Source organism: Bacillus sp. SN1 (assembly GCF_002796895.1).
GTDB classification, from domain to species: Bacteria; Bacillota; Bacilli; order Bacillales; family Bacillaceae; genus Bacillus; species Bacillus inaquosorum.
In genome coordinates this window covers 71835-92243 of the sequence record NZ_PHIE01000007.1, presented here as the reverse complement: position 1 = coordinate 92243, position 20409 = coordinate 71835, and the positions used below count along the sequence as shown (strand labels likewise).

The window sequence follows — 20409 nt, the reverse complement described above, 5'->3', positions numbered from 1 at the left end:
TTGAATTTCTGGTTCTTTTGAACTTAAAATGGATATAAGAATTGAACAAGCAGCAAAAATCGCTTAAAAAAGTTTTTTAATTATCTGAATTCACCTATATTTTTTGTCAGACAAATCATCAATATGCGAATTGAAGCCGGACTATAGGATTCAATAAATATAAATTTTATTATCTTTGAAAGATATAAATTTTTATGTTTTGATTCTACAGTCCAATTATAGTGTCTTTTTTTGAAAGCCTTTTCGCAGCGTATTCCTATGCTATAATTCCTTACTGTAAGCTGGGTAAGAAGGCTTGCAAAATCATATGGATGGGAGATGAATCAAATGGTTTCTTTAACATCAATTTTGGAACACAATCAGCGGTTTGTCAGAGAGAAGAAGTATGAACCGTACAAAACGACAAAATTTCCTTCAAAAAAGCTCGTCATTGTCACCTGTATGGATACAAGGCTCACAGAACTTCTTCCGCAAGCAATGGGACTTAAAAACGGTGATGCTAAAATTGTAAAAAACGCGGGAGCCATCGTTTCTCACCCATTTGGAAGCGTGATGCGAAGCATACTGGTTGCGATTTATGAATTGCAGGCTGAAGAGGTGTGCATTGTCGGCCACCATGAATGCGGGATGTCAGGACTGAATGCGTCTTCGATTCTCGAGAAAGCGAAGGAACGCGGGGTGGAAGAAAGCTGCCTGAATTTGCTGTCGAGCGCCGGACTTGATTTGAAATCATGGCTGACCGGTTTTCACAGTGTAGAAGAAAGCGTTTCCCATAGTGTGAACATGATCAAGAACCATCCGTTGCTGCCGAAAAAGGTTCCGGTTCACGGGCTTGTCATTCATCCTGAAACAGGAAAACTTGATGTCGTCATTAACGGTTATGAAACTGAGCTCATAAACACACATTTATAAGGGAGGTTATAACAAAATATGCGATTCTCAGGGAGATTCAAGGGATACAATTTGCAGAAATTTCAGAAAGACCTGATTGCAGGTATCGTAGTAGGTGTCGTGGCAATTCCTTTAGGGATGGCATTTGCCATTGCCTCGGGAGTCGAGCCTGAATACGGGCTGTACACTGTTGTTGTGGCAGGGATTTGTATTTCCTTGTTTGGGGGATCCAAATATCAAATTGGCGGTCCGACAGGCGCCTTTGTCCCGATTCTATTTGGCATTGTGATGCAGTACGGCTTGGAGAACCTGCTGATTGCAGGGTTTATGGCAGGAGTGATGCTGGTGCTGTTCGGGCTGTTTAAGCTCGGAAAAATTATGAAATTCGTGCCGAAGCCCGTTATCGTCGGTTTTACAGCCGGAATTGCCGTGCTCATCTTCACGGAGCAAATCGCTAATTTTCTCGGTTTGAGAAATGTTGAAAAACACGAGAATTTTCATCACAACATGTTTGAAATTGCACAGAAGCTCGGCACCTTTAATATGTATGCCATTTTGACAGCAGTGATCGGGCTCGTCATTTTGCTTGTATCCGCCAAAGTGATGCCTAAAGTACCGGGCGCTTTATTGGCTCTTCTGATTTCCACACTGGTCGCGGTTGTATTTTTCCCTGACCGCATGGCAACGATCGGGTCAACATATGGAGAAATTCCCCGCCATTTGCCGGAATTTCAGTTCCCGGAGCTTACATTGGATAAAATGGTCATGCTGTTTCCGGCAGCGCTTGTCATCGCGCTTCTTGGCGGCCTTGAGTCGATTTTGTCCGCAATGGTCGCGGATAACATGAAGGGCTCAAAGCATGACAGCAACAAGGAGCTTGTCGGCCAGGGAATCGCGAATATGGCTGCGCCGCTGTTCGGCGGAATTCCGGCAACAGGAGCAATCGCCAGAACGGCAACCAATATTAAAAACGGAGCGGTTTCACCTGTTTCCGGGGTCGTTCACGGTGTAGTCGTTCTGCTTGTACTGATCGTATTTGCGCCTTATGCATCCCATGTGCCGCTTGCCAGTATGGCGCCGATTCTCATGGTTGTCGCATGGAATATGAGTGAGCGGAAGGAAGTCGCAAACATGCTGAGACTGAAAAACGCTGATTCCTTTATTTTGGCGGCGACCTTTGTTCTTACGGTTTTGTTTGATCTAATCGTCGGTGTGGCAACCGGCTTGCTGCTCGCATTTGTCTTCTTCATCAGAAGAATGAGCGAAGCAACCCGTATCCACAATCAGGAATCGCATCCTGTTCTGGCAAAGAGAGAAGATCCATCTGTCAGCATGTATGCGATAGAAGGGCCGCTGTTTTTCGGATCAATTGATTCGCTTGAATCTTCACTGCTGGAGCATGTACAGAAAAAGCCGAAGACCCTTATCCTGCTCATGAATAAGGTGCACTACATGGATACGTCGGCTGAAGCAGTGCTTGGGAACGTTATGAACAGAATTAAACGCCACAACGGAAAGCTGATGATTGTAGGATTGCAATCGCAGCCGAAGGAGCTGCTGCATAAAACAGGCCTATTTCACAAAATAGGGAAGCAGCATTTCTTTGATCACCATGATGAAATCACAGGTTAAAAAAAGCGGCCAATGCGGCCGCTTTTTTATGCATGCTCAAATCGTTTTGTCAGTTTTTCTTGGTGGGCCTTCATCACGTCTTCTAAGGAGACACCGTACATATCAGCAAGAATGGTGATATTTCCGATGACATCTCCCATTTCTTCAATCAATTCTTGTTTTTGCTCAGCTCGTGTCGATTCCTTCTCATCCGGCCGGTCTCTGCCGATCTCATATGCCCTGACAGCCCGGGCCAGTTCTCCGGCTTCCTCCATTAAAAAGCCGACTCGAATAAACGGTCCGTATTCTGTCCAGCCTCTTTTTTCGTAAAACTCTTTCATCCATTTTTCAGCATCAGCCAGCTGCACCATTATCACTCGCATTCTTTATGTATTTCATATTGATATTATCACATGAAGGTGGGACAATATATAGTGTATTTTCGAATGTTTAACACGATATATAGATGCGGAGATGACAGAATGAAAACCATTTGTGTATTTGCGGGGTCAAACCCGGGGGGGAATGAAGCGTATAAAAGAAAAGCGGCAGAGCTTGGCGCGTACATGGCTGAGCAGGGAATCGGCCTTGTCTATGGGGGCTCCCGCGTAGGCTTGATGGGCGCCATTGCTGACGCAATTATGGAAAACGGCGGAACTGCAATCGGGGTCATGCCGAGCGGTTTGTTCAGCGGGGAGGTTGTCCATCAAAATCTGACTGAGCTGATTGAAGTAAACGGGATGCATGAACGAAAGGCCAAAATGAGCGAGCTGGCAGATGGTTTTATCGCTATGCCGGGCGGCTTCGGTACATATGAAGAATTATTTGAAGTGCTTTGCTGGGCGCAGATCGGCATCCACCAAAAGCCGATCGGACTGTACAATGTGAACGGATATTTTGAACCGATGATGAAAATGATCAAATACAGCATTCAGGAAGGATTTTCTAACGATTCGCACCTTAAGCTGATCCACAGTTCTTCACGCCCTGATGAGTTAATTGAGCAAATGCAGAACTACTCTTATCCGATTTTAGAGAAAAAGTGGACAGAAATCTAAAGAGTTCCTTCCTTATGGAAGGGGAGGTAGTGAGTGAGCCGCCTCTCGCACTTGATCTGAGTGCTCTGCAACAGCCGTTGATACGATATTCCGGGTAGAGAATCGACTAATAATCGAGTTTTTGACAATGTGAGATTTCCTAAAGGAAATCTCTTTTTTAAATTTCTTTTTGTTGTATCGTATATTCAGTTGTAATAAAGGACTTTTTCACTAGTTTGGATAATAAGCACAGGTAAGGAGGGGATGAAAATGGCAACATTGTCAGATGTGGCAAAAAAGGCAAATGTTTCGAAAATGACGGTATCACGAGTGATTAATCATCCTGAGACGGTGACAGATGAATTGAAAAAGCTTGTTCATTCTGCAATGAAAGAGCTGAATTACATCCCTAATTATGCGGCAAGAGCGCTTGTGCAAAACAGAACACAGGTTGTCAAACTGTTGATTCTTGAGGAAATGGATACGACGGAACCATATTATATGAACCTGCTGACCGGAATCAGCCGGGAGCTGGATCGCAATCATTATGCTCTGCAGCTTGTGACGAGAAATTCTCTCAATATTGGCCAATGCGACGGCATTATTGCCACCGGCTTGAGAAAGACCGATTTTGAAGGTGTGATCAAAGCCTTTGAAAAGCCGCTAGTCGTATTTGGGGAAAATGAAATGGGCTATGACTTTATCGATGTGAATAACGAGAAAGGCACTTTTATGGCAACCCGCCATGTGATGGGGCTGGGTGAGCGGGAAGTGGTCTTTTTTGGCATTGATTTAGATGAGCCTTTCGAACGTTCAAGAGAACAAGGGTATATACGCGCAATGAATGAAAGCTTTAAAAAATCGAATATGTTTCGGATCGACAACAGTTCTAAGAAAAGTGAATGCCTTGCCAGAGAACTGCTGAAATCCATGGACAATCAGGCGGCATTTGTCTGCGCATCTGATCGAATCGCGCTCGGTGTCATTCGTGCGGCACAATCGCTTGGAAAGCGAATTCCAGAAGATGTTGCTGTGACCGGGAATGACGGCGTTTTTCTTGATCGTATCTCCTCGCCTCGGCTGACTACGGTCAGACAGCCTGTTGTTGAAATGGGGGAAGCCTGTGCGAGGATGCTTTTGAAAAAAATGAATGAAGACGGTGCTGCCCAAGGACATCTATTTTTTGAGCCGGAGTTAATTGTACGCGAATCAACTCTGTAAGAGCCTTATTCTGTTATCGGTAACAAGGTAAAAAGGATTGTTCCTGCTATTTCATCATGATACTTTCAAACTAAGAGCCGGCCTAAATAAAACGGAAATCAAAGGGGGAGACATGATGGAATATGCAGCGATTCATCATAAGCCGTTCAGTTCTGATGCTTATTCTTATGACGGGCGGACAGTGCATATCAAGATTCGGACGAAAAAAGGTGATGCATACCACATTCGATTCATTTGGGGTGATCCCTATGAGTACAATGACGGCAGGTGGTCGGCAAACGAGCTGCCGATGAGGAAAATTGCCGAAACAGAAATGCATGATTATTGGTTTGCTGAAGTGGTGCCGCCATTTAGGCGTTTGCAATATGCGTTTGTTGTAACAGACCATCAGGAAGACATCTTTTTCGGAAGTTCAGGTGTATGCCCTTATAACGAAAAAACGCTGGAGACGATCCATTATTATTTTAAACTTCCATTTGTTCACGAGGCCGATACATTCCAAGTGCCTGAGTGGGTCAAATCAACGGTTTGGTATCAAATTTTTCCGGAGCGTTTTGCTAATGGAAGAGAAGACTTATCGCCGGAGAATGTATTGCCGTGGGCGAGCAAGGATCCGGACGTCAATGATTTTTTTGGAGGAGATTTGCAAGGAATTGTTGACAAGCTTGATTATTTAGAGGATTTAGGGGTGAACGGAATTTATGTAACTCCGATCTTTTCCGCGCCTTCTAATCATAAATACGATACGCTTGACTACTATTCCATTGATCCGCATTTTGGAGATCCGGAGCTTTTTCGCACATTGGTCAGCCAGCTTCATCAGCGGGGGATGAGAATTATGCTTGATGCTGTTTTTAATCATATAGGCAGCGCTTCTCCGCAGTGGCAGGATGTCGTGAAAAACGGAGCTCAATCCCGCTATAAAGATTGGTTCCATATTCACTCTTTTCCTGTCAAAGAAGGCAATTATGATAGGTTTGCGTTTACACCTGATATGCCGAAGCTAAATACGGCTAATCCCGAAGTACAGAGATATTTGCTTGATATTGCTTTGTACTGGATTCGCGAATTTGACATTGACGGCTGGCGTTTGGATGTGGCCAATGAAGTGGATCACGCTTTTTGGAAGGCATTCAGGCAAGCCGTATCAGCAGAAAAGCCTGACCTTTATATTTTAGGAGAGATCTGGCATTCTGCCGAACCTTGGCTTAGAGGAGATGAATTTCATGCGGTGATGAATTATCCTTTTACAGAGCCTATGATTGAATATTTTGCTGACCGGGCGATTCCAGCCTCGCGTATGGCCAACCGTGTAAATGCACATTTGATGAATGGGATGAAGCAGGTCAATGAGGTGATGTTTAATTTACTGGACAGCCATGATACAAAACGCCTTTTGACCAGATGCCGCAATGACGAGAAAAAAGCACGCGCTTTGCTGGCCTTTATGTTTGCCCAGACAGGTTCACCATGCATCTATTACGGAACGGAAATCGGGCTGGACGGTGAAAATGATCCATTATGCCGGAAATGTATGGTTTGGGAAAAAGAGAAGCAAAACCAAGATATGCTCACATTTATGAAGCGGTTAATTGCTTTACGCAAACAGGAAAACACTTTATTGACTTATGGAAATCTTGAGTGGAATCTGCTGGATGACCAAAACAACTTTATTAGTTTTTCACGGACTCTTGATGAAAAAACACTGATTTATTTCTTTAATCAGGGGGATGCGCCTCAACTTGTCAGTTTACGGGATTTGAATATTGAAAGGAATAAGAAAATCTACGATGTATGGACAGAGCAGCCGCTCCATCATAGCGATGTGATTGCCGTTCAGCCGGGAGAATTTTTTATTTTGGGTGCTGCCGCCCCTGTTTAAATTCTGTTATCGGTAACAAATCAAAAGATGTTGTAACCGCTTTCTATAGACCCATACAATTGTTATAGATTCATAAATAAAAGGGGGAAAAGAGATGATCCTTTTTAAAAAGGGGTTCGCTTTATTGGCGGCATCAGTCCTGACATTCGGTCTCGCCGCCTGTTCAAATTCAAAAGATCCGGCAAGCTCTGATGGCAAAAAAGTACTGACTGTGTCTGTCGAAGAAACCTATAAAGAATCCATTGAAAGCATAAAAGCAAAGTTCGAAAAAGAGAATGATGTCACAATAAAAATTGTTGAAAAGCAAATGTTCGAGCAATTGGAAGCGCTTCCTCTTGATGGCCCGGCAGGTAATGCACCTGATGTTATGCTTGCAGCGTACGACCGGATCGGCGGTTTGGGCCAGCAAGGACATTTACTTGAAATTAAGCCATCAAATACAAATAGTTTTGGAGATAAAGAAATGCAGCAGGTGACGGTTGACGGCAAGGTGTATGGTATGCCGCTAGTCATTGAAACACTTGTTTTGTATTACAACAAAGATCTCTTACAAACAGCACCAAAAACATTTAAAGATCTTGAAAAATTAACAGAGGATTCCCGGTTTGCGTTTGCTTCGGAAAAAGGAAAATCAACCGGCTTTTTAGCGAAATGGACTGACTTTTATATGTCATACGGTTTGTTGGCCGGTTACGGCGGATATGTATTTGGAAAAAACGGAACAGATTCCGGGGACATCGGCCTGAACAATAAAGGGGCTGTAGAAGCGGTGAAATATGCGGAGAAATGGTTTAAAACCTATTGGCCAAAAGGCATGCAAGACAATTCAAGCGCTGACGATTTTATTCAGCAGATGTTTTTAGACGGCAAAGCGGGTGCGATCATCGGCGGACCTTGGTCAGCTGCCAACTATAAAGAGGCTAAATTGAACTACGGAGCGGCTCCTATTCCGACATTGCCAAATGGAGAAGAATATGCTCCTTTTGCCGGCGGCAAGGGCTGGGTTGCTTCAAAATATACAAAAGAACCCGAACTGGCTGAAAAATGGCTTGAGTATGCTACAAATGATGCCAATGCTTACGCTTTTTATGAGGATACAAACGAAGTTCCGGCCAATACAGCTGCAAGGAAGAAAGCAGGTGAGCAAAAAAATGAGCTGACGTCAGCTGTGATTAAACAATATGAAACAGCGACACCGACTCCGAATATTCCGGAAATGGCTGAGGTATGGACAGGAGCGGAAAGTTTGATTTTTGATGCGGTTTCAGGAAAAAAAGCGGCGCAAACATCAGCGAATGATGCTGTAAACGTCATAAAGGACAATATCAAAGAAAAGTATGTGAAATAAAACGGCGGGACAGCGTCCGGAAGAATAGAGGGCGAAAAAATGAATACACACCACACACTTGCAAAGCAAAAACGAAAGGCAGGGCTTTTATCGATCATTCCAGGGCTTGGGCAGATTGCGAATCAGCAGTTTTCAAAGGGGATCTTGTTTCTTGTCATCACGGGTTTGTTTGCTCTTGAATTAAGCGTTTTCGGCATTCAAGCGCTAACCGGATTGATGACCTTGGGAAGTGTTCCCGGTGAAGATCACTCACTGTTTATGCTGATTGAAGGCACGCTGCAATTGATCGTGACGCTGATTTTCCTTATGTTCTATATCTTTAATATTCATGATTCGCGTAAGACCGCCGCTATGAAAGCGGCGGGTTTGGAGGTCAATACAACGGCCAAGGATATGATCTGTCATGCGGGTGATAAAGGGTTTCCATATTTATTTACACTGCCGGCATATATCATGATGGTGTTTGTGATTATTTTTCCGGTTTTGGTGACTCTGTTTGTTGCATTAACAAACTATGATTTTTATCATATTCCGCCTAATAGTCTGATTGACTGGGTCGGTTTTAAAAATTTCTTGAATATTTTTTTCCTTGGCTCCTATCGTGAAACATTTATGAATGTACTGAGCTGGACAATTATCTGGACAATCTGTGCAACAACGCTGCAAATCATTTTGGGTATCGTGACGGCACTTTTCGTCAATCAAGATTTTATAAAGGGCAAGCGGATATTTCGAATGATTTTCTTATTTCCATGGGCTGTTCCGGCTTTTATTACAATCATGAGTTTTTCGAACATTTTTAACGACAGCATAGGGGCGATGAATGCACAGGTGATTCCATTATTAAATCACCTGCCGTTTGTAGAGCTGCCGGCGATCGCGTGGAAGACTGATCCTTTCTGGACAAAGACAGCCCTTATTATGGTTCAGACCTGGCTCGGTTTTCCTTATATTTATGTCATGATAACGGGAGTGCTTCAGGCCATCCCAGGTGAACTGTATGAAGCGGCAAAGATTGACGGGGCTACTTTTATTCAGCGTTTTCAACATATTACATTCCCGATGATTTTATTTGCGACAGCACCCGTGATGATTACCCAGTATACGTTTAATTTCAATAACTTCTCGATTATCTACTTATTTAATGAGGGAGGACCGGGCAGCGCGGGAGCCGGAGCCGGGTCGACCGATATCTTAATTTCTTGGATTTATAAACTGACAACAGGCACATCACCGCAATATTCCGTTGCCGCGGCTGTTACACTATTAATTTCTTTCATTGTCATTGGAATTTCCCTGATTGCTTTTAAAAAATCGAACGCTTTTGGCAATGAGGAGGTTATGTAGGTGAATGTGAGAACTGCCAGAATGCTTAATAGAATCTGTACCTATTTATTTTTGACGCTGCTAAGTATTGTTATTATATATCCGTTGCTGATTACGGCATCATCCGCTTTCCGTGTCGGAAATGCAACGGCTTTTCAGCTTGATTTTTCGGGTTCTTGGACTTTGGATCATTTTAAGCGGCTATTTGACGAGACACTTTATCTTCATTGGTACGGCAATACACTTGTCATTGCGCTATCGGTCATGGTATTGCAGGTTACGATTGTGACGCTTGCCGGGTATACGTACAGCCGCTATCGGTTTGCAGGCCGAAAAAAGAGCCTGGTATTCTTTTTAATCATTCAAATGGTGCCGACGATGGCAGCGCTGACTGCTTTTTACGTTCTGGCGATGCTGATAGGCGCACTCGATCAATACTGGTTTTTGACAGCGATCTATATCGGCGGCGGAATTCCGATGAACACGTGGCTGATGAAAGGTTATTTTGATACTGTGCCGAGAGAAATTGATGAAGCCGCGCGAATTGACGGGGCGGGACATCTGAGGATTTTCGCTTCCATTGTTCTGCCGCTTGTTAAGCCGATGCTTGCGGTACAAGCGCTTTGGGCGTTTATGGCACCGTTCGGCGACTATTTGCTGGCAAAGTTTTTGCTTCGTTCACCGGAAAGACTGACCATCGCTGTAGGATTGCAGTCCTTCATTTCAAATCCGCAGCAGCAAAAAGTCGCCCTGTTTGCGGCCGGAGCTATATTGGCCGCACTGCCGATATGCGTCTTGTTCTTTATTCTCCAAAAGAACTTTGTGTCCGGGCTGACAGCCGGCGGAACAAAGGGGTAATTCGATGAAGAATCTGAAAAATGAAAGCTTTATTATCCGCTGCCTGAGAGCGGCTGCATCGCCATCTGGTGTTTGCCGTTACGGGAATACATTCAGCTGGCTGCAGCTCTCCTTTCTCTTTATGTTTTTGACGGCCTCCCTGATGGCGCCGTTGACGGTTTCGTTTATGAAAATGGATCGCTTCAGTGTTACATCTTTCATGCCGTCAGCTTTTCAAAAGGTTAATGATACATTTGCTGATCAATTACAAGGTTTTCAAATCAGAAACGGAAAACTGACGGGCGGGAAGAGTTCTGATCGAATGGAAGATGGGCAGAATTTGATGGCTGTCGATATGAAGCATGAATATCAGACAAGCGGTGAAAATGGGCGATTGAAAGTAACTGGATATGATAACGCTATCGTATTTCAATCCGATCAACTGGTGATCACCGATCAAAACGGAACGGGATTTTCTGTTGGCTATGCGAAATTGGAGGCTGAGCTTAAGGAACCGAACGTCCATGATGTAGAGGTTTTGATCGACAAATTGTGGTTGGCACAGTATAAGCCGATGATCATGATGCTGGCATATGCGGTAATCTTTATGATCCAGCTTTTGTTAACGGCTGTTATTGCGGGTGGCATCTGGATCACAAAACGATCAAACATGATCTCTATTGCGTCATTCAAGGAAGCAGCATCTACGGCGATTTGCGCATCAGCACTGCCGGCATGCGCGGCAGCTGCTATCGGTATGGTTCATTTTGACTTGATCACTGTATTGATGATCCATTCGTGTGGCGTCACTTTGATGATCTCTTTTGCATTTAGATATTTGGCCAAAACCCGCCGTTATAATGGAAACTTACATTCGGGAGGAAATTATGATAAATCAGCGGTTATTTGAGATTGATGAATGGAAAATCAAAACAAGTATATTTCAAAAGAAACATACACGGCTGCAGGAAAGCCTGACTTCTCTTGCTAACGGCTATATGGGAGTCAGAGGGAATTTTGAAGAGGGCTATTCAGGCGACAGCCATCAAGGCACATATATTGCAGGCGTGTGGTTTCCTGACAAAACGCGGGTAGGCTGGTGGAAAAACGGATATCCGGAATATTTCGGAAAAGTGATCAATGCGATGAACTTTATTGGCATAGGTGTATATGTTGACGGTGAAAAAGTCGATCTCTATCAAAACCAAATCGAATCATTTGAGTTAGAACTCAACATGAAAGAGGGGATTCTGCGGCGAAGCGCTGTTGTCCGCATTCAGGATAAAACCGTCAGAATCAGGTCGGAGCGATTTCTTAGCCTTGCCGTAAAAGAGCTTTGTGTGATTCACTATGAAGCGGAGTGCCTGACAGAAGATGCTGTTATTACGCTTGTTCCTTACCTGGACGGAAATGTCGCAAATGAAGATTCTAACTACCAAGAACAGTTTTGGCAGGAAGAAGCGAAAGGTGCTGATCCTCACCGCGGCCATTTAGTCGCCAAAACGATCGAAAATCCATTTGGAACACCGCGCTTTACTGTTTCAGCTGCAATGGCAAACGTGACAGAGGGCTTTGTCAGTGAAAGCTCTCAAACAGCTGGAATGTATGTCGAGAATCGCTACAGTTACCAAACGAAGGCTTCTTTGAAAAAGTTTATTATTGTCACGACTTCCCGTGATGTTCGGGAGGCAGAGCTTTTATCGAAAGCCAAGGAGCTTTTGGCGGGTGTTCTTGAGAACGGATATGAAGAAGCTAAACGGAGTCACACTGAGCAATGGAAGGAAAGATGGGCAAAAGCGGACATAGAGATTAAAGGGGATGAGGAACTTCAGCAGGGGATCCGCTACAATATCTTTCAGTTATTCTCGACATATTATGGGGGCGATGCCCGTTTGAATATCGGGCCGAAAGGATTTACTGGCGAAAAATACGGAGGTGCCGCCTATTGGGATACTGAGGCATATGCTGTGCCGATGTATTTGGCGACAGCCGAGCCGGAGGTGACGAAACACCTGCTTTTGTATCGCTATCATCATTTGGATGCAGCTAAACGGAATGCCGCCAAACTGGGGATGAAGGGGGCACTTTACCCGATGGTGACGTTCACAGGTGATGAATGCCACAACGAATGGGAGATCACCTTTGAAGAAATCCACCGCAATGGCGCGATTTGCTATGCGATCTGCAATTATGTCCAATATACAGGCGACCGTGACTATATGAAAGAATACGGGATAGACGTTCTCGTGGAAGTCAGCAGGTTTTGGGCTGATCGCGTTCACTTCTCGAAACGAAAAAACAAATATATGATCCACGGCGTCACAGGGCCGAATGAATACGAAAACAATGTCAACAACAATTGGTATACAAATGTCATTGCGGCTTGGACGTTGGAGTATACATTAGAAAATCTCGAAAGTATTTCAGCGGAAAAACGCCGCCTGCTTGATGTACAGGAAGAAGAATTGAAGGCCTGGAGAAATATCATCCAGCACATGTACTATCCGTATAGTGAAGACCTGCAAATTTTCATTCAGCATGACACATTCTTGGACAAAGACCTGCAATCAGCGGATGAATTAGATCCAGCTGAGCGGCCTCTTTATCAGAATTGGTCATGGGACAAAATTCTCCGCTCCAATTTTATTAAGCAAGCAGATGTTCTTCAAGGCATTTATCTTTTTCATGACCGTTTTACAATGGAAGAAAAACGGCGAAACTTTGAATTTTATGAACCGATGACTGTTCATGAATCAAGCCTGTCGCCCTCTGTCCATGCGGTTCTCGCAGCCGAGCTCAAGATGGAAAAGAAAGCGCTTGAATTATATAAGCGTACAGCAAGGCTTGATCTTGACAATTACAATCATGACACGGAAGAAGGCTTGCACATTACATCAATGACGGGAAGCTGGCTCGCGATCGTTCAGGGCTTTGCAGGCATGCGCATCACGAATGAGACGCTGTCATTTGCTCCGTTTTTGCCGAAAGAATGGGACGGATATTCATTCAAAATTAATTATCGAAACCGATTAATCAATGTTACGGTTGACGAAATGGGCGCCATCTTTGAGCTTGAAAAAGGCGAGCCGCTGCACATGAAAGTTTATGATGAACCGGTTGTCCTAAACGGACGATGTGAAAGGAGAACGCCTGATGAGTGAATGGTGGAAAGAAGCAGTCGTTTATCAAATTTACCCGCGCAGTTTTTATGATTCCAATGGAGATGGATTCGGGGATTTGCAAGGCGTGATTCAAAAGCTGGATTACATCAAAAATCTCGGGGCGGATGTGATCTGGCTCTCCCCAGTGTTTAATTCCCCGCAGGATGATAACGGCTATGACATCAGCGACTATAGAAACATGTACGAAAAATTTGGGACAAATGAAGATATGTTTCAGTTAATTGACGAAGTGCATCAACGCGGAATGAAAATCATCATGGATTTGGTCGTGAACCACACGTCAGATGAGCATGCCTGGTTTGCTGAAAGCCGCAAGTCAAAGGACAATTCTTACCGGGATTATTATTTTTGGAAAGACCCTAAACCGGACGGCTCAGAGCCAAATAATTGGGGGTCAATCTTCTCAGGCCCGGCGTGGACGTTCGATGAAGGAACGGGGCAGTATTATTTGCACTACTTTTCGAAAAAGCAGCCTGATTTAAATTGGGAAAATGATACGGTGCGCCGGGAAGTTTATGATTTGATGAGATTTTGGATGGATAAAGGCGTTGACGGCTGGCGGATGGATGTGATCGGCTCCATTTCCAAGTACACCGATTTTCCGGACTACGAAACAGATAACAGCCGCAGCTATATCGTCGGACGTTATCATTCGAATGGCCCCCGCCTTCATGAATTTATTCAAGAGATGAACAGGGAAGTGCTTTCTCATTACGATTGCATGACGGTCGGAGAGGCAAACGGCTCTGATATTGAAGAGGCGAAAAAGTACACAGATGCAAGCAGGCAAGAGTTGAATATGATCTTTACCTTTGAACATATGGATATTGATACAGAACAAAACTCGCCAAATGGGAAATGGCAGATCAAGCCGTTTGATGTGGTTGCTTTAAAAAAGACGATGACAATGTGGCAGTCCGCGTTAATGAATGTCGGCTGGAATACCCTGTATTTTGAAAACCATGATCAGCCAAGGGTTATTTCCCGCTGGGGCAATGACGGCAAGCTGCGAAAGCAGTGTGCAAAAGCATTTGCGACGGTTCTTCACGGGATGAAAGGAACACCGTTTATTTACCAGGGAGAAGAAATCGGCATGGTTAACAGTGATATGCCGCTGGAGATGTATGACGATCTTGAAATAAAAAATGCATATCGTGAACTAGTCGTCGAAAACAAAACGATGTCGGAAAAAGAGTTTTTAAAAGCTGTGGCAAAAAAAGGACGGGATCATGCGAGAACACCGATGCAATGGAATGCCGGAAAACATGCGGGATTCACAGCCGGAGATCCTTGGATAGCGGTAAATTCCCGCTATCAAGATATCAATGTGGAAGAGTCCTTAGAAGATAAAGATTCGATTTTCTATTACTATCAAAAGCTCATTCAATTACGAAAGCAATATAAGATCATGGTATATGGAGATTATCAGCTGCTGCAGGAGAATGATCCGCAAATCTTTTCGTACCTCCGTGAATATCAAGATGAAAAGCTTCTCGTCGTTGTGAACATGTCGGAAGACAAGGCTCTGTTCGAAGTGCCTCCAGAATTGATTCATGAGCATTGGAAAGTGCTTATTACGAACTATTCGCATGAGCGGGCTGACTTGAAGAGTATTTTCCTCGAACCTTATGAAGCTGTGATGGGCATTAGCATATGAAAGCGGTCATTTTTGATTTAGACGGAGTGATAACAGATACAGCTGAATATCACTTTCTCGCTTGGAAGCACATTGCAGAACAAATCGATATTCCCTTTGACAGGGGTGTGAATGAAAGCCTAAAAGGAATCAGCAGAGAAGAGTCACTTGAAAGCATACTTATCCTGGGCGGTGCGGAAACAAAGTATACAAATGCAGAGAAACAAAAACTAATGCACCTAAAAAATCAATATTATCAATCATTGATCAGCAAATTGACGCCAGAAGACCTTTTGCCGGGAATCGGCAGGCTTCTTTGTGAGTTAAAAGGCGAAAATATAAAAATCGGGTTAGCGTCTTCAAGTCGCAATGCTCCAGAGATTTTAAAACGTTTGGAGATCGTTGATGATTTTCATGCCATTGTTGACCCGACAGCTCTCGTGAACGGGAAACCTGATCCCGAAATATTTTTAACAGCTGCCGCGCTGCTCAGCGTTTCCCCGGCTGATTGTGCGGCAATAGAAGATGCTGAAGCAGGCATTTCCGCAATCAAATCTGCCGGGATGTTTGCGGTTGGAGTCGGTCATGAACAGTCAATGTTTGGTGCTGATCTGGTTGTGAGAAACACTTGTGATTTGACGCTGGAGCTGTTGAATGAGGAATGGGAGCAGTATAGAATAAAACGTTTTTAAGAAGCGTTAGACTATGAATTCTTCAAATGAAAAAACCTGCAAGAGACATCGCTCTTGCAGGTTACGCAGTATTACTTTTGTTCTTCTGTATTGCGAGTCAGGATTTTGTCAATCAGGCCGTATTCAAGCGCTTCTTCAGCAGACTTGAAGTTATCACGGTCTGTGTCGCGTTCGATCACTTCAAGCGGCTGGCCAGTACGTTCAGCAAGGACTTTGTTTAATTTGTCGCGAAGCAAGAGAATGCGTTTCGCGGCAATTTCAATTTCTGTCGCCTGACCTTGCGCACCGCCAAGAGGCTGGTGAATCATGACTTCACTGTTTGGAAGCGCATAGCGTTTGCCTTTTTCACCGGCAGCAAGCAGGAATGCGCCCATTGATGCAGCCATACCGATACAAATTGTAGATACCTTCGGCTTAATAAACTGCATGGTATCATAGATCGCCATACCGGCTGTGATAGAGCCGCCCGGGCTGTTGATGTAAATAGAAATATCTTTTTCAGGGTCTTCTGCTTCTAAGAATAAAAGCTGTGACACGATGGAGTTCGCAACGTTGTCATCAATCGCAGATCCAAGCATGATGATACGATCCTTTAATAGACGAGAATAAATGTCATACGCTCTTTCCCCGCGGTTCGTTTGTTCAATGACTGTAGGTATTAAATTCATAATGCTCCTCCTTCACCTTTTAGGTAAGTATGTAGTTACATGATACATTTTTGGTCAATAAAGGTCAAACAAAAAGCTGGCTGGATACGCAAAGTCGTCTCTTTTTCCCATTTTCCCCAAAAATACAGGGGTTCAAACCATCATATGTCAGATTGCCAAATCAGATGATGTGTCTGTTTTAAAAAAACCGCTCTTGAAATAGAGGGTTGTTATTTGAATGGAATTATCGTATAATTAGTTGTGCTGACGTTCTTATAACGCAGTCAATATGCGCTCGTAGCTCAGTTGGATAGAGCGGTGGTTTCCGGTACCACGTCTGTCGGGGGTTCGAATCCCTCCGAGCGCGTCCAATAGAACAACAGGAAAGACAAGGGTTTGGCATTTTGCCGCTCTTGTCTTTTTTGTTTGTTTTAAAAATCTTTCTCATCGGAACATAAATTTTCCTCCAGCCGGGCACGTTATGAGATGTGCGATATTGAATCTGTAAGGAGGGTGAACATGGGTATTTTAAGCGGAAATCCGCAAGATGAACCGATGCATTACGGTGAGGTATTCAGCTTGTGGAGTTATGTGATGGCAGGCAATAAAATGGTCGGCAATTACCAGATGTTATTGCATCATGTCGGTGATGAAGACCTGAAGAAGCTGCTTCGTGAGTCCATTGAGAAGTGCCAAGATGAAATGAAACAAGTCAGTGCGATCCTGAAAGAAAACGGTGTGGCGCTCCCGCCGGCTTCTCCTGAACCGCCGGCTGCAGATCTTAAAGATATTCCGCCGGGTGCGCGGTTTCTCGATCCGGATGTGGCGGCCTCTGCGGCAGCGCAAAATGCTGCAGGTCTTGTGACATGCAGCAAAATTATGGGACAGTCCATTCGTGAGGATATTGCCATGATGTTTGGACAATTCCATATATCTAAAGCGGCAACCGGCGCAAAATACTTAAGAATGCTAAAAAACAAAGGCTGGCTCATCCCGCCGCCGCTTCATCTTCAAAAACATCAAGACGCTTAACGGCAAGGGCATATACAGATGTATATGCCCTTATCTTATGATTAAGCCGTAAGACGCAGGCCGATGACCCCGGCGAGGATAAGGCAAAGGGAAATCAGCTGTGGCAGCTGAAACCGCTCCTTAAACCAGATGACGCCGACCGCCGAAACGCCAATACTGCCAATGCCGGTCCAGACGGCATAAGCGACGCCGGCAGGCAGGGCCAGCATCGCTTGTGAAAGGCAGTAAAAGGATAAGCCAAAACCAACAGTCATCACAATGATCGGCCATTTTTTTCTTGTACCGTCTATATATTTCATGGCAACGGCAGCTATAATTTCTTCAATGCCGGCAACCACTAATAAAAACCATGCCATTATTTTTCACCTCCCGGCTGTGGCGTGCTTTCTTTCGTAAAAAGCTTCATTCCTAAAATACCGGCCAGCAATATAACTAAAAAGAACATTTGCGCTGCTGAGAAGGATTCGCCCAAAACAATTCCGGTGATATATGTTCCGACGGTTCCGATTCCGACAAATACAGTGTATGCCGCGGCCATCGGGATTTTTTGATAAGAGCGGATTAACAGTATAAAGCTGATTGCGATCAAGATAAAAATGATCATCCAATCTATAAGCGAATCGGCATGTTTTAGGGAGGAAGCCCAAACAACTTCTAAAAGACCTGCAATAAAAACAAGCACCCAATTCATATGAAACACCTCTCTATTTTGTGAATGAACGTCAGTCATTTTTAAGGCATTAAAAAATGAGCGGTGTTACCCAGTCATTTTTTAAGCTGTACCTAAGCTTCGTTTTAAGAAAGTAAAGATTTCTTTTTTAAACACTTCAATATTTTCATCTTGTTCAAATCCGATATAGAATCGTTCAGCTGTGTTCTCGACCAAGTTGATAATCGTTCTGGCTGTCCATTTCGCATTGATTCCTTCAGTCACCTCATGGTTTTTAATCGCCTTATGGATGATTTTTTCGAGCCAGGAATAATAAGGCTGATAGATCGTCTCCCATTTTTCCATGGAGTGGTCGATCGCAAGCCCAGAGTAACAGAGGACGATAATATCCTTATGGCGTTCTGTAATGAGAAATGTCTCATCAATTAATATATCTAAAACGGTCCAAAAACCTTCGTCTCCATGCAGTCTTCCTTTGATTTGATCCAAGGTATGGGTGAGAAGATTTTCTGCGATTGCCGGAATCAGGGCGTTTTTAGATGAAAAATATAAATAGAACGTTCCTTGGGCAGTGCCGGCCTTTTTGACAATATCAGAAATAGAGGCCTTGTCGAGACCTTTTTCAGAAATGACTTCAATGGCGGCCTGCAGAATTTTTTCATATTTGCCCGATGTTTGTTTTGGCATAAGGAACACCTCCTATAATGACTGACTATCATTCATTTTATCGCGAGTATGTGCGTTTGTAAAGAATAAAGAAGCAAGAAAAACTCTTGCTTCTTTATTTATCATAATCAATGGCGGCTTTCGGGAGTCCAGTATACTTTGCCCAGTAGTAAATCGCAAGTGAGCCGATGGCGACCAAAATGAGGTCGACGGGATTGCTGATGATGCCTAAACCGTGTCCGAAAGATCCGATGAAGGAAAAGATCAGCATCATGATATAAAACCCGACAAGCCACCACGCTGATTTTAACTGCTGGGCAAGGCTGACATCCTCTTGAGGCGCATATTTTCTGAAACAGAGATAGATCAAAAACATCACGAGCTGTGAACCGAGCAGCCAGGAAACGGTAGTCCATCCTGACCAGTACACGATAAACGCCGTGAAGATAAAGGAAAGCGGTCCGATAATGCTCATTCCTTTTAAATAAAACGGCCTGTTTAAGTCCTTCGCATTGACCCTCAGCGCAGCTGAAGAAATCGGTGCAATCGCATAAGAAAGAATGAGCGCGACAGAACAGACATTGACGAGCGCGTTCCACGAAGGGAAGGGAAGTGTCCAGAAAATGGACAGGGCAAACGAAAGCCAGAGTGAAGCACGGGGTGTCCCCGTTTCTTTATTCACTTTTGAAAATATGCTAAATAATGTGCCGTTACGCGCCCAGGCGTAAACGAGGCGAGACGTCGTATTCATAAAAATATTCCCGTTTCCTCCGGGAGACAGAATGGCGTCTAAAATGACAAGCGTTGCAAGCCAGCCTAAACCGAGCATGATCGCAATATCTTTAAACGGCAATGAGAACTCCCGCCCGATTGCGGGCCAGCCATTTTTCAGCGTTTCTGTTGGGATTGCGCCAATAAAGGTGACCTGCAAAACCGTGTAAATGATGGTTGAAACGATAATGCAAATGATTAAAGCGATCGGGATATTGCGTTTTGGATTTTGCACTTCACCAGCAACAGCCACAATTGGGTGCAGGCCGAGATACGCAAACATCACGCCGCCAGTCGAAATCGCAGCCTGAATGCCTGTAAAACCAAACGGCGCAAATCCTTCAACAGATAAATTCTCAGGCTGAAAATGAAAGATCAGCACGATAATGATGGTAATCGGTACAATATATTTAAAAATTGATATGATGAAATTCGCCTTAGCGAAGGTTTTGACGCTCCAATAATTCAGCAGGAAAAACAAGCAGAGCAAGGCGAATTGCAAGATCCAGCCAGCGATGGTCGGCGAATCAGATCCTTTTATGGTCAGGCCGGGAAACCAATAGGCCACATACTGACGCACAGCCGTCACTTCAATTGAAATCAGGCTAGTGTAGGCGACAATCGTGACAAATGAAATTAAATAGCCGACAAGATGGCCATGTGAATAAACGGGGTATCGAATGATGCCTCCGGTACGGGGCAGAGCGGCCCCAAGCTCCGCGTACACGAGCCCGATTAACAGAATGATGGCTCCGCCGATAATCCAGGAAAAAGCGCCGGAGGGTCCTGCTTTTGAAGCGACATTACTGACAGCGAACAGCCATGCTGACCCAAAGATGGCACCCATCCCAATCAAAATCAGATCAAACAGCGACATTGATTTTTGAAAATTTCCTTGTTTAGACATCCGCTTCCTCCTTAGAAACCAGCCTTATATTCCTTACAATGCCCAATATGTAA

The 20409-nt window shown here is 44.2% G+C and carries 19 protein-coding genes and 1 tRNA gene; 14 read left to right on the top strand and 6 right to left on the bottom strand.

The features are described 5' to 3' along the window. Positions 1–318: 318 nt before the first annotated feature. The gene (locus CVV77_RS20325; protein ID WP_080010878.1) at positions 319–912 is read left to right on the top strand and encodes a beta-class carbonic anhydrase; all 594 of its coding nucleotides are present in this window, start codon (positions 319–321) and stop codon (positions 910–912) included. An 18-nt stretch (positions 913–930) separates the two neighbouring features. After that, a complete protein-coding gene (locus CVV77_RS20320; protein ID WP_019259556.1) occupies positions 931–2523 on the top strand; it encodes a SulP family inorganic anion transporter in 1593 nt (530 codons plus the stop codon). A 26-nt stretch (positions 2524–2549) separates the two neighbouring features. On the opposite strand, the gene CVV77_RS20315 is transcribed toward CVV77_RS20320, so the two are convergent. Then, entirely contained in the window at positions 2550–2870 is a 321-nt protein-coding gene (locus CVV77_RS20315; protein ID WP_100276409.1) for a MazG nucleotide pyrophosphohydrolase domain-containing protein, read from the bottom strand. Between the two features lie 114 nt (positions 2871–2984). On the opposite strand from CVV77_RS20315, the gene CVV77_RS20310 reads away from it, so the two are divergent. The 10 genes from CVV77_RS20310 (at position 2985) to pgmB (ending at position 15663) form a co-directional block, all read left to right on the top strand. Next, on the top strand, positions 2985–3560 hold the full coding sequence (locus CVV77_RS20310; RefSeq protein WP_088112025.1) for an LOG family protein: 576 nt from the start codon (positions 2985–2987) through the stop codon (positions 3558–3560). Between the two features lie 249 nt (positions 3561–3809). After that, positions 3810–4760, top strand: coding sequence for a LacI family DNA-binding transcriptional regulator (locus tag CVV77_RS20305; protein ID WP_100276361.1), 951 nt, complete (start codon positions 3810–3812; stop codon positions 4758–4760). 112 nt (positions 4761–4872) lie between these two features. Continuing rightward, positions 4873–6642: a glycoside hydrolase family 13 protein gene (locus tag CVV77_RS20300; protein ID WP_100276360.1), complete on the top strand. Its 1770-nt coding sequence runs from the start codon at positions 4873–4875 to the stop codon at positions 6640–6642. 94 nt (positions 6643–6736) lie between these two features. Continuing rightward, positions 6737–7990, top strand: a complete 1254-nt coding sequence (gene mdxE / locus CVV77_RS20295; protein WP_019259553.1) for a maltodextrin ABC transporter substrate-binding protein MdxE — start codon at positions 6737–6739, stop codon at positions 7988–7990. A 39-nt stretch (positions 7991–8029) separates the two neighbouring features. Beyond that, on the top strand, positions 8030–9337 hold the full coding sequence (gene mdxF, locus CVV77_RS20290; protein WP_100276359.1) for a maltodextrin ABC transporter permease MdxF: 1308 nt from the start codon (positions 8030–8032) through the stop codon (positions 9335–9337). Continuing rightward, a complete protein-coding gene (mdxG, locus tag CVV77_RS20285) occupies positions 9338–10174 on the top strand; it encodes a maltodextrin ABC transporter permease MdxG (RefSeq protein ID WP_100276358.1) in 837 nt (278 codons plus the stop codon). 4 nt (positions 10175–10178) lie between these two features. After that, positions 10179–11063: a DUF1189 domain-containing protein gene (locus CVV77_RS20280; protein WP_100276357.1), complete on the top strand. Its 885-nt coding sequence runs from the start codon at positions 10179–10181 to the stop codon at positions 11061–11063. Further along, a complete protein-coding gene (locus CVV77_RS20275) occupies positions 11041–13314 on the top strand; it encodes a glycoside hydrolase family 65 protein (RefSeq protein ID WP_100276356.1) in 2274 nt (757 codons plus the stop codon). Before CVV77_RS20280 ends, CVV77_RS20275 begins: the two co-directional genes overlap by 23 nt. Next, a complete protein-coding gene (locus CVV77_RS20270) occupies positions 13307–14992 on the top strand; it encodes a glycoside hydrolase family 13 protein (RefSeq protein WP_100276355.1) in 1686 nt (561 codons plus the stop codon). Before CVV77_RS20275 ends, CVV77_RS20270 begins: the two co-directional genes overlap by 8 nt. Then, positions 14989–15663 (top strand): beta-phosphoglucomutase, encoded by a 675-nt coding sequence (gene pgmB, locus CVV77_RS20265; protein WP_100276354.1) that lies wholly within the window; start codon positions 14989–14991, stop codon positions 15661–15663. Before CVV77_RS20270 ends, pgmB begins: the two co-directional genes overlap by 4 nt. A gap of 71 nt (positions 15664–15734) precedes the next feature. Here the strand turns inward: pgmB and clpP are convergent, their stop codons facing one another. Continuing rightward, the gene (gene clpP, locus CVV77_RS20260) at positions 15735–16331 is read right to left on the bottom strand and encodes an ATP-dependent Clp endopeptidase proteolytic subunit ClpP (RefSeq protein ID WP_003219849.1); all 597 of its coding nucleotides are present in this window, start codon (positions 16329–16331) and stop codon (positions 15735–15737) included. Positions 16332–16601: 270 nt separating this feature from the next. Between clpP and CVV77_RS20255 the strand changes: the two genes are divergently transcribed. Then, positions 16602–16677: transfer RNA gene (locus tag CVV77_RS20255), tRNA-Arg, on the top strand. 152 nt (positions 16678–16829) lie between these two features. Next, positions 16830–17342 carry a DUF3231 family protein gene (locus tag CVV77_RS20250; RefSeq protein WP_100276353.1) on the top strand — a complete coding sequence of 171 codons (513 nt, stop codon included), beginning with the start codon at positions 16830–16832 and terminating at the stop codon, positions 17340–17342. A 41-nt stretch (positions 17343–17383) separates the two neighbouring features. On the opposite strand, the gene CVV77_RS20245 is transcribed toward CVV77_RS20250, so the two are convergent. From CVV77_RS20245 to aspP, 4 genes are all read right to left on the bottom strand, one after another. Further along, a complete protein-coding gene (locus CVV77_RS20245) occupies positions 17384–17698 on the bottom strand; it encodes a DMT family transporter (RefSeq protein ID WP_019259545.1) in 315 nt (104 codons plus the stop codon). Continuing rightward, complete coding sequence (locus tag CVV77_RS20240; RefSeq protein WP_019259544.1) at positions 17698–18033, bottom strand: DMT family transporter; 336 nt, start codon at positions 18031–18033, stop codon at positions 17698–17700. Before CVV77_RS20240 ends, CVV77_RS20245 begins: the two co-directional genes overlap by 1 nt. Positions 18034–18114: 81 nt before the next feature. Continuing rightward, positions 18115–18699: a TetR/AcrR family transcriptional regulator gene (locus CVV77_RS20235; protein WP_084993492.1), complete on the bottom strand. Its 585-nt coding sequence runs from the start codon at positions 18697–18699 to the stop codon at positions 18115–18117. A 94-nt stretch (positions 18700–18793) separates the two neighbouring features. Then, the gene (gene aspP, locus CVV77_RS20230) at positions 18794–20356 is read right to left on the bottom strand and encodes an aspartate/proton symporter AspP (protein WP_100276352.1); all 1563 of its coding nucleotides are present in this window, start codon (positions 20354–20356) and stop codon (positions 18794–18796) included. Positions 20357–20409: the final 53 nt, after the last annotated feature.